Source organism: Actinokineospora inagensis DSM 44258, assembly GCF_000482865.1.
In the GTDB taxonomy this organism is placed as follows: Bacteria; Actinomycetota; Actinomycetes; order Mycobacteriales; family Pseudonocardiaceae; genus Actinokineospora; species Actinokineospora inagensis.
The window spans coordinates 41,709-50,711 of sequence record NZ_AXWW01000057.1 but is presented as its reverse complement, the minus strand read 5'-3'; the positions used below and the strand labels follow the sequence as shown (position 1 = coordinate 50,711).

At 71.4% G+C, this 9,003-nt stretch carries 10 protein-coding genes and 1 pseudogene; 7 read left to right on the top strand and 4 right to left on the bottom strand.

Going from position 1 to position 9,003, the window contains the following annotated elements; genetic code table 11:
* Positions 1-286, bottom strand: a 286-nt coding sequence (locus H504_RS43260) for a transposase (protein ID WP_245614401.1), incomplete at its 3' end; no start/stop codon positions are given.
* Positions 287-507: 221 nt separating this feature from the next.
* Positions 508-645 (bottom strand): annotated as a pseudogene (locus H504_RS44085) (transposase); the annotation flags it as partial.
* Between the two features lie 793 nt (positions 646-1,438).
* Here H504_RS44085 and aroC point away from each other — a divergent pair.
* The 4 genes from aroC to aroQ are packed head-to-tail and all read left to right on the top strand — an operon-like array spanning position 1,439 to position 4,696.
* On the top strand, positions 1,439-2,629 hold the full coding sequence (aroC, locus tag H504_RS0121115; RefSeq protein ID WP_026424393.1) for a chorismate synthase: 1,191 nt from the start codon (positions 1,439-1,441) through the stop codon (positions 2,627-2,629).
* Positions 2,626-3,153 (top strand): shikimate kinase, encoded by a 528-nt coding sequence (locus H504_RS0121110; protein WP_026424392.1) that lies wholly within the window; start codon positions 2,626-2,628, stop codon positions 3,151-3,153. The genes aroC and H504_RS0121110 overlap by 4 nt, the downstream gene beginning before the upstream one ends.
* On the top strand, positions 3,150-4,259 hold the full coding sequence (gene aroB / locus H504_RS0121105) for a 3-dehydroquinate synthase (RefSeq protein WP_026424391.1): 1,110 nt from the start codon (positions 3,150-3,152) through the stop codon (positions 4,257-4,259). The genes H504_RS0121110 and aroB overlap by 4 nt, the downstream gene beginning before the upstream one ends.
* A complete protein-coding gene (aroQ, locus tag H504_RS0121100; protein ID WP_026424390.1) occupies positions 4,256-4,696 on the top strand; it encodes a type II 3-dehydroquinate dehydratase in 441 nt (146 codons plus the stop codon). Before aroB ends, aroQ begins: the two co-directional genes overlap by 4 nt.
* Here aroQ and H504_RS0121095 read toward each other — a convergent pair.
* Positions 4,683-5,087 carry a B-4DMT family transporter gene (locus H504_RS0121095; RefSeq protein ID WP_026424389.1) on the bottom strand — a complete coding sequence of 135 codons (405 nt, stop codon included), beginning with the start codon at positions 5,085-5,087 and terminating at the stop codon, positions 4,683-4,685. The two genes, aroQ and H504_RS0121095, sit on opposite strands and share 14 nt — an antisense overlap.
* 194 nt (positions 5,088-5,281) lie before the next feature.
* Here H504_RS0121095 and H504_RS0121090 point away from each other — a divergent pair, with 194 nt between their 5' ends.
* Genes H504_RS0121090 through nusB form a run of 3 tightly spaced genes read left to right on the top strand, consistent with a single transcriptional unit; the run spans position 5,282 to position 7,401 of the window.
* A complete protein-coding gene (locus H504_RS0121090; protein WP_026424388.1) occupies positions 5,282-6,373 on the top strand; it encodes a M24 family metallopeptidase in 1,092 nt (363 codons plus the stop codon).
* A gap of 42 nt (positions 6,374-6,415) precedes the next feature.
* Positions 6,416-6,979: an elongation factor P gene (gene efp, locus H504_RS0121085; protein ID WP_026424387.1), complete on the top strand. Its 564-nt coding sequence runs from the start codon at positions 6,416-6,418 to the stop codon at positions 6,977-6,979.
* 2 nt (positions 6,980-6,981) lie between these two features.
* On the top strand, positions 6,982-7,401 hold the full coding sequence (gene nusB, locus H504_RS0121080; protein WP_026424386.1) for a transcription antitermination factor NusB: 420 nt from the start codon (positions 6,982-6,984) through the stop codon (positions 7,399-7,401).
* 860 nt (positions 7,402-8,261) lie between these two features.
* On the opposite strand, the gene bldD is transcribed toward nusB, so the two are convergent.
* The gene (gene bldD, locus H504_RS0121075) at positions 8,262-8,750 is read right to left on the bottom strand and encodes a transcriptional regulator BldD (RefSeq protein ID WP_018686187.1); all 489 of its coding nucleotides are present in this window, start codon (positions 8,748-8,750) and stop codon (positions 8,262-8,264) included.
* Between the last annotated feature and the right edge of the window lie 253 nt (positions 8,751-9,003).

Here is a 9,003-nt window from a genome sequence, read left to right as displayed (position 1 = left end):
GTGGTCGTCCGCCGGCGCGGCCTTTGCGTTTGCGGTTGTCTTGTTGGTCGCGGCGTTCCGGGATGGTGGCCGGGGTGCCTCGTCGGCGCAGGTGGTCGCGGATGGCCTTGGTGGAGTGGCCCTTGTCGGCGAGGACGCGGCCCGGTCTGGTCGCCGGGCGGCCCGGACCCGGTCGTCGGAACGTGATGCCGGCCATGACCCGGGTGAGTTGGGTGCGGTCGTTGACGTTGCCGCCGGTCGGCACGACCGACGGTGGTCGTGCGTGGCCGTCGCGGGCGAGGTGGATCTTGGTGGTGGGTCCGCCGCGGGAGCGGCCGATGGCATGATCGTCTGGCTCACCGTGCCCGCCGCGCGATCCGTCCGGCCCCCTGTGTGGGACGCGGTCGCGCGGCGGGCGCCGGCGGCGTGCTGATGCGCCCGCACGATGCTGGAATCCACCGGGACCTCACGGTCGGGTTCGTCGACGGCCTCGGCGATCACCCGGACCCTCGACACCAGCGTGGTCAGGACACCGTTGCGCGACCAGCGCCGGAACCGGTTGTACACCGTCTTCCACGGCCCGTACCGTTCCGGCAGGTCCCGGCACGCCACACCCCGTCTTGGCCTTGAACGGCATCCCGTTGACCACTCGCCGGTCGTCCACACGCGGACGCCCCTTCACGCCCGAGGCGGGCGACAACGATTCGATCGCCTGCCACTGCTCATCCGCCTGCCACTGCTCATCGGTCAACTCGTGCCTGCGGATCACGACCCAGGATCAAACCAGGTCAACCACACCAGCTTTGAGGACACGCCCTAGCCCGCCAAGTCCACTAGCCCGCCCATCGAGCCCCGCCCGTGCCCTCAGCGCGCCCAAGGAGCCCACGCCCATGACCGCCAATCGCCCGCCCACTAATGCCGCTTGCCCATCAAGTCCCGTCCGCGTCCTCCCCGCCCCCAAGGAGCCGACCCTCCAATGCTCAGCACCGACCCAGTCATCAAGTCCACCCACTCATCGGCTCGCCCCACCCTCCCGCGCGCTGTCGTCCCCTTGCGCTCTCGCCACCTCAGTCACGCCCCTCGACATGCCCGCCTCCCCACCTTCCCATGCCGTTTCCCGCCCAGCAGCCCCCTCCGGTCAACCGATCCCACCGAGCCGACCACCGCCGTGCGCATTCACCCGGACCGCCCCTACCCACAGTTCGGCCCGGCTTCTTCCTGGCCTTCCTCGCAGCGTGAGAAGCGCAACCGCGACAACAAAGTGGTCCGGTCATCCCCTGTATCACCTGCCGAGGAGCCGCGATCCGCGCTGGCCACGGTGGCCGTCCCGACGCAGGCCATCCACCCGGGTGGCCGTGGCCGAGCGCCGTCCACTGTCGACCGGAGTGGTGGGGGTCACGTGCGGGTTGGGCGGTTGGCCGGGCGCGGGGGAGTGGGGGTGGCGTGACAGGATCGGGGGGTGCTGCGTTGGATAACCGCTGGGGAGTCACACGGGCCCGCGTTGGTCGCCGTGCTGGAGGGCATGGTGGCTGGTGTGGAGGTCACCACGAGCGATCTGGCCGGGCAGCTCGCCCGCCGCCGGTTGGGGTTTGGGCGGAGTCCGCGGATGGGGTTCGAGACTGACAACGTCGAGATCCTCGGCGGGGTGCGGCACGGGCTGACCCAGGGCGGGCCGATCGCGGTGCGGATCGACAACGCCGAGTGGCCGAAGTGGGAGAAGGTCATGGCGGCCGATCCGGTGGCCGAGGCCGAGTTGGCCGAGACGGCGCGGAACGAGCCGTTGACCAGGCCGCGGCCGGGGCACGCCGACCTGCCGGGCATGCAGAAGTACGGGTTCGACGAGGCGCGGCCGGTCCTGGAGCGGGCCAGTGCCCGGGAGACGGCGGGGCGCACGGCTCTCGGCACGGTGGCGCGGGCGTTCCTGCGGCAGTTGCTGGGCGTCGAGGTCATCAGCCACGTCGTGTCGATCGGCAAGGCGGTCGCGCCCGAGGGGGAGCGGCCGGGGCCGGGTGACCTGGCGGCGATCGACGAGAGCCCGGTGCGGGCGTTCAGCCAGGCCGGGACCGATGCGATGGTCGCCGAGGTGGAGGCGGTCAAGAAGGCCGGGGACACGGTCGGCGGGGTGATCGAGGTCATCGCGTACGGGTTGCCGCCGGGTCTGGGGTCGCACGTGCACTGGGACCGGCGGCTGGACGCGCGGCTGGCGGGGGCGTTGATGGGCGTCCAGGCGATGAAGGGCGTCGAGATCGGCGACGGGTTCACCACCGCGCAGCGGTGGGGGAGCGAGGCGCACGACGAGATCGACCGGGCCGAGGGCACCGTCGCCGGGGTCACCCGGCGCAGCAACCGGGCGGGCGGGCTGGAAGGGGGGATCACCAACGGGGAACCGCTGCGGGCGCGGGTCGCCATGAAGCCGATCTCCACCGTCCCCCGCGCACTGTCCACAGTGGACGTGGTGACCGGCGAACCCGCGGTGGCGATCCACCAGCGGTCCGACGTGTGCGCGGTGCCGAGGGCCGGGGTCGTCCTGGAGTCCGTTGTGGCGCTGGTGCTGGCCGAGGCGGCGCTGGAGAAGTTCGGCGGTGACTCGCTGGCCGAGTCCAAGCGCAACGTCGAGGGGTACCTCGAGGCGCTGCGGGCCCGCTGGTGAGCCCGGTGGCCGTGGTCGTCGGGCCGCCCGGAGCCGGGAAGACCACGATCGGCGAAGGGCTCGCGGCGGCGCTCGGCGTGCCGTTCCGCGACACCGACGCCGATGTCGAGGCGAACCACGGCAAGGCGATCAGCGAGATCTTCACCGAGGACGGCGAAGACGTGTTCCGCGCGTCCGAGGCCCGAGCGGTGGCGACCGCGCTGGACGAGCACGACGGGGTCTTGGCGCTCGGCGGGGGAGCGATCCTCGCCGACGCGACGCGGGCCTTGCTGGCGAGTCAGACCGTCGTGTTCCTCAACGTCGGGCTCGCCGAGGGGGTTCGGCGCACGGGGTTGTCCACGGCGCGGCCGCTGCTCGCCGGGGTCAACCCGCGGGCGCGGTTCAAGGAGCTCCTCGACCAGCGGCTCCCGCTCTACCGGGAGGTCGCCACCATCGAGGTCGGCACCGACACGGCCACCCCCGAACAGATCATCGACACCCTGGTCACCACCCTGACCAGCCGCACCGTGCAGGGAGAACCGTGAGCGAGCAGCCGCAGCGGATCCGGGTCGCGACCAGCAGGCCCTACGACGTCGTCATCGGCACCGGGCTGCTCGACGAGCTGGTCGAGGCCGTCAAGGACGCGTCGAAGGTCGCGATCGTGCACACCTCGACCCTCGCCGCCACCGCGACCGCCACCCGCGACGAGCTCACCGGCGCGGGCGTCGACGCGCACACGGTCGAGATCCCGGACGCCGAGGACGGCAAGGCGTTGTCGGTCGCCGCGTTCTGCTGGGAGGTCCTCGGCCGGATGGGCATGGACCGGCAGGGTGTCGTCGTCGCCATCGGCGGCGGGGCGGTCACCGACGTCGCCGGGTTCGTCGCCGCGACCTGGATGCGCGGCATCCGGCTGGTCAACGTGCCCACCACGCTGCTCGGCATGGTCGACGCCGCGGTCGGCGGCAAGACCGGCATCAACACCGACGCGGGCAAGAACCTGGTCGGCGCCATCCACGAACCATCCGCCGTCCTGGTCGACCTCGCCACCCTCACCACCCTGCCCCGCAACGAGCTCGTCGCGGGCATGGCCGAGGTCGTCAAGGGCGGGTTCATCGCCGACCCGGTCATCCTCGACCTGATCGAGGCCGACCCGGTCGCCGCGCTCGACCCCACCGGCACCGTGCTGCCCGAGCTGATCCGCCGCAAGATCCAGGTCAAGGCCGACGTCGTCGCCTCCGACCTGCGCGAGGCCAGCCACCGCGAGATCCTCAACTACGGCCACACCCTCGGCCACGCCATCGAGCGCCGCGAGCGCTACCGGTGGCGCCACGGCGCCGCGGTCAGCGTCGGCCTCGTCTTCGCCGCCGAACTGGCCCGGCTCGCGGGCAGGCTCGACGACGCCACCGCCGACCGACACCGCGCCATCCTCACCGCCATCGGCCTCCCGGTCAGCTACGACGCCGACGCCCTGCCCCAGCTCGTCGAGGGCATGCTCGGCGACAAGAAGACCAAGTCCGGCGTGCTGCGCTTCGTCGTCCTCGACGGCCTCGCCAAGCCCGCCCGCCTCGAAGGCCCCGACCCGTCCCTGCTCGCCGCCGCCTACTCCGCCGTCGCCGCGGCCAACGATCGACCGGGGGGTGTCCTGCTGTGAAGGTCCTCGTCCTCAACGGCCCCAACCTGGGCAGGCTCGGCCTCCGCGAGCCCGACGTGTACGGCGCCACCACCTACGCCCAGCTCGCCGACCGGCTCCGCGCCGTCGGCACCGAACTCGGCCTGGACGTCGACGTCCGGCAGACCGAGCACGAGGGCGAGATGACCACCTGGCTGCACGAGGCCGCCGACGGCCGCTTCCCCGTCGTCCTCAACGCGGGCGCCTGGACCCACTACTCCATCGCCGTCCGCGACGCCGCCGCCCAGCTCAACGCGCCCCTGGTCGAGGTGCACATCTCGAACGTGCACAAGCGCGAGGAGTTCCGCCACCACAGCCACATCTCGGCGATCGCCGCGGGCGTCATCGTCGGCCTCGGGGTCGACGGCTACGCCCTCGCGCTGCGTTGGATCGCCGACAACGCCACTACCCAGGCTTAGCCCGCTTCTCCAACCGCGGCCCCACGACCAGTCCCAGACCGGCGGGCACCAACACGAGCAACGCGGTGAACGCGGCCCCACCGGTCAACGCCGACCCCAACGCGCTCGTCCCGGTCTGGTCCACGAACATCGCGCGCCCCACCACGCCCAACACCGCCGCACCCCACCCGGCGATCAACGCGGCCACCACCCACGCCCGCCCCCGGTCCGGCACACCAACCCATCCGTCCACCGCCGCCCACACCGCCGCGGCTGCCACCAAGGCCCCTAACGCCAGCGCCTCGACCAAGCCCCACCCCGTCGGGTTCGACGCCTTCAACGCCGCCACCGCGACCGCCACCACGGCGTGCACCACCGCGAGAACCCCACCCCGGATCAGCCAGGTACGCATTACCCAAGAGTAGGCGCGACCGCTCACCGCATCCGACCAGAGGCTCGTCGTTCCGCCCTTCGCCGACGGCTTCAGGCAGCCGGTCTTGTCGGTGCCCGTCAGTAGCGGTTACCACCTCACCTGTTGCCCGTTCGCGCTGTGGCTGTTGCCCGATCGCGCCAAAGTCGTTGCCCCGCGGTCCTAAGCTCAAGGTCATGTCCGATCCCCACGAGCGACGCCGTGCCGCGCTCCGCACCGCACTGCGCGACCGGGGCCTCGACGCCCTCCTCATCGGTGACCTGCGCAACCTGCGCTACCTCACCGGGTTCACCGGGTCCAACGGCGCCCTGCTCGTCCACGCCGACGGCGACGACCGCACCGTCTTCTGCACCGACGGCCGCTACAAGGAGCAGGCGGCCAAGCAGGTCCGCGGCCTGGAACACCTCATCGAGCGGGCCAGCGCCCTGGCCCTCGCCGCCCGCGCCGCCACCGCCGGGCTGCGGGCCATCGGCTTCGAGAGCCAGCACGTCACCGTCGACGGCCTCGACACCCTCACCGCGGCGGCCGCCGGGGTCGACCTGGTCCGCGCCGCCCACCTCGTCGAGACCCTGCGGCTGGTCAAGGACGACACCGAGGTCGAGGCGCTGCGCCAAGCCTGCGCCATCGCCGACTCCGCCCTCGCCGAGCTCATCGCCGACGGCGGCCTGCGGCCCGGCCGCACCGAACGCGACGTCGCCCTCGACCTCGACCGGCGGATGCTCGCGCACGGCGCCGTCGCCCCCGCGTTCGACACCATCGTCGCCACCGGCCCCAACTCGGCCATCCCGCACCACCAGCCCACCGACGCCGTCCTGCGCACCGGCGACTTCGTCAAGCTCGACTTCGGCGCCCAGTTGCACGGCTACCACTCCGACATGACCCGCACCCTCGCCCTGGGCGACCCCGCCGACTGGCAGCAGGAGATCTACGACCTGGTCGCCGCCGCCCAGTCCGCGGGCACAACCGCGCTCACCCCCGGCACCGAGGTGCGCGCCGTCGACGCCGCCGCCCGCCAGGTCATCGAGGACGCGGGCCGCGGCGAGCAGTTCGTCCACGGCCTCGGTCACGGGGTCGGCCTGCAGATCCACGAGGCACCGAGCCTCGCCAAAACGGGCGAAGGTAGACTGTCCGCCGGAATGGCGGTCACCGTCGAGCCGGGCGTGTACGTGTCCGGCCTGGGTGGGGTCCGCATCGAGGACACGCTCGTCGTGCGGGACGCACAACCCGAGCTCCTCACCCAGACCACCAAGCAACTCATGGTCGTCTAGACCCGGCGGACGGCCACGCGCGGACAACAGGAGATCCATCCAGTGGCCTCGACCAACGACCTGAAGAACGGCCTGGTGCTCAACATCGAGGGCCAACTGTGGACCGTGGTGGAGTTCCAGCACGTCAAGCCGGGCAAGGGCCCCGCGTTCGTGCGGACCAAGCTCAAGCACGTGCTCAGCGGCAAGGTCGTCGACCGGACGTTCAACGCGGGCGTCAAGGTCGAGACCGCCACCGTGGACCGCCGCGAGATGACCTACCTGTACAACGACGGCGCCGAGTTCTACTTCATGGACGGCGACACCTACGAGCAGATCGGCATCAGCTCCGAGGTCGTCGCCGAGCAGGCCCGGTTCCTGCTGGAGAACGGCACCGCCGTCGTGTCCTCGCACGAGGGGGCGCCGCTGTTCATCGAGCTCCCCACCTCGGTCGAGCTGATCATCCAGCACACCGACCCCGGCCTGCAGGGCGACCGCTCCACCGGCGGCACCAAGCCCGCCACCCTGGAGACCGGCGCCGAGATCCAGGTCCCGCTGTTCGTCACCACCGGCGAGAAGGTCAAGGTGGACACCCGCGACGGTCGTTACCTCGGCCGCGTCAACGGCTGACCGTGGGCGCCCGCAGCAAAGCACGCAAGCGGGCGGTGGACCTGCTGTTCGAGGCCGCCGTGCGCGGCGAGGACCCGGTCAGCCTGCTGGCCGACCGGGTCGGCTCGCCCGACGTCCCCCCGGTCAACGACTACACGGTCACCCTCGTCGAAGGCGTCACCGCCCACCGCACCCGCATCGACGAACTCCTCACCGAACACGCCGAGGGCTGGTCCCTCAACCGCATGCCCGCCGTCGACCTGGCCGTCCTGCGCCTCGGCCTCTACGAGTTGCTGTGGGCCACCGACGTCCCCGACCCGGTCGCCATCGACGAAGCCGTCCAACTGGCCAAGTCCCTCTCCACCGACGACTCCCCCCGCTTCGTCAACGGCGTCCTCGGCCGCATCGCAGGCATCGCCGACCGCCTCCGCGCCACCCTCTAGCTCTTCCCCGCCCAGCGCCTGGCGCCGCAGGCCCGTGCCCGTCGCGCACACCGGATCGATGTCACTCGTGTCACGCTCCGCGCCATCACCAAACACGACGCCCCGCATCGGCTGATCACCACCCCCCGGATCACACCGCCCCGTCGCCCCCTCGACCGACTCCCCTTCACCCAACCGAGCGCTTGACTTCCCCCCACCCCGCCGCCAGCCAGACCCCACCCACCCGGGGTCCGGGCGCCCATTCCTGAACTTACCGCGACCGACGACTTGTCAAGAGCCGCCCGGGTCGACCTGTGGATGGCGAAACCCGTTGTGGACAACCACAACACCGCTATCCGACCGTCGCAATGGGGGCTGGACACCGGGCCAAGGCGAATTGCCACGCCTACCTGGGAAGACAGCCGAGCGCGGAACAGCACCGCCTGTCCGGCGGTTGCCTCGCTTGACCTGGACCGCCAAGCACACTCACCGGGCAGCCCTACCCCGCGGAATTACCCCCGCACGCGACAAAACCGCCCCCGACGGGTGGCACCAGACCCGCCCCTGATCCACCGCTCGCCGATCCCGACCGAGTGAACTTGCCCGCCCCCGCCCGCCTCACCCCACGTTCCCCCAGGTCAAGTTCTCCACCATGCCCGAAGTTGTCCACAGCCCAGCCGCCATCCCGCCGATTCGCCCCCAGAACCGGTAAACTGGCATCGGGGACGCCCCCCGGGAAGGGTGGGGGCCGCCCGGAGGGCGGTGGGGTGGCGGTGGGTGAGGCGGCGGGGAAGAGGGCGGGGGAGAAAAGTGGAGAACACCCGACCGGGCAGCATCCCCGTCTGCGCGGTCGGGTGTTGGGGGCCTCGTGGGGGCCGGGGTCAGTCTTCCTTGGACGGGCGGGCCTCGGGGGGCAGCACTCCCCAGTCGATGAGCTGCTCGGTGAGTTCGCCCGGGGTCATGTCGTAGATGATGGCGAGGGAGCGGAGGTCCTCGGTGCGGATGGAGAGGACCTTGCCGTTGTAGTCACCTCGCTGCGACTGGATGGTGGCCGCGTAGCGGGCGAGGGGGCCGACCTTCTCGGCGGGCAACTGTTGCAGCCGTTCGAGGTTGATGACGATTTTGGTGGCTGGCTCGGCTCCGGAGGGGACGCGGCCCTCGGGGAGGAGTTCCACCACCGGCACGCCGTAGAAGTCCGCGAGTTCGGCGAGCTTCTGGACGGTGACGGCGCGGTCGCCGCGCTCGTACGAGCCGACGACGACGGCCTTCCAGCGGCCACCGGACTTCTGCTCGACGCCGTGCAGCGACAGCCCCTGCTGCTGGCGGATGGCGCGGAGCTTGGCTCCCAACGCCTTGGCGTAGTCGCCCATGCGGCGGTTCTCCATTCGTTCGCCCCGTCGGCGCTAAGGACTGCCGCGGGTAGCTTCAAATCAACACGCAGAGTAATGGTTACCCAGAGTTGTCACCAGGTCAAGCTGGTTCGTCAACGACACAGTCACGACCGCGCCCCGACCACCCGGTCGGCGCCGCGGGCCATCCTGGTACCGTCGGGTCGATCCCAGGTCAGAGGGGTCGACAGACACCTTTAATGACCCGTCCGGAGAGGCGGGAAAGGAGTCCCCC

Excerpts from the sequence above, each read along its gene's own strand:
- H504_RS0121095 (WP_026424389.1), bottom strand. The coding sequence starts at position 5,087 with ATGCGTACCTGGCTGATCCGGGGTGGGGTTCTCGCGGTGGTGCACGCC.
- H504_RS0121090 (WP_026424388.1), top strand. The coding sequence starts at position 5,282 with ATGTCCGATCCCCACGAGCGACGCCGTGCCGCGCTCCGCACCGCACTG.
- bldD (WP_018686187.1), bottom strand. The coding sequence starts at position 8,750 with ATGGGCGACTACGCCAAGGCGTTGGGAGCCAAGCTCCGCGCCATCCGC.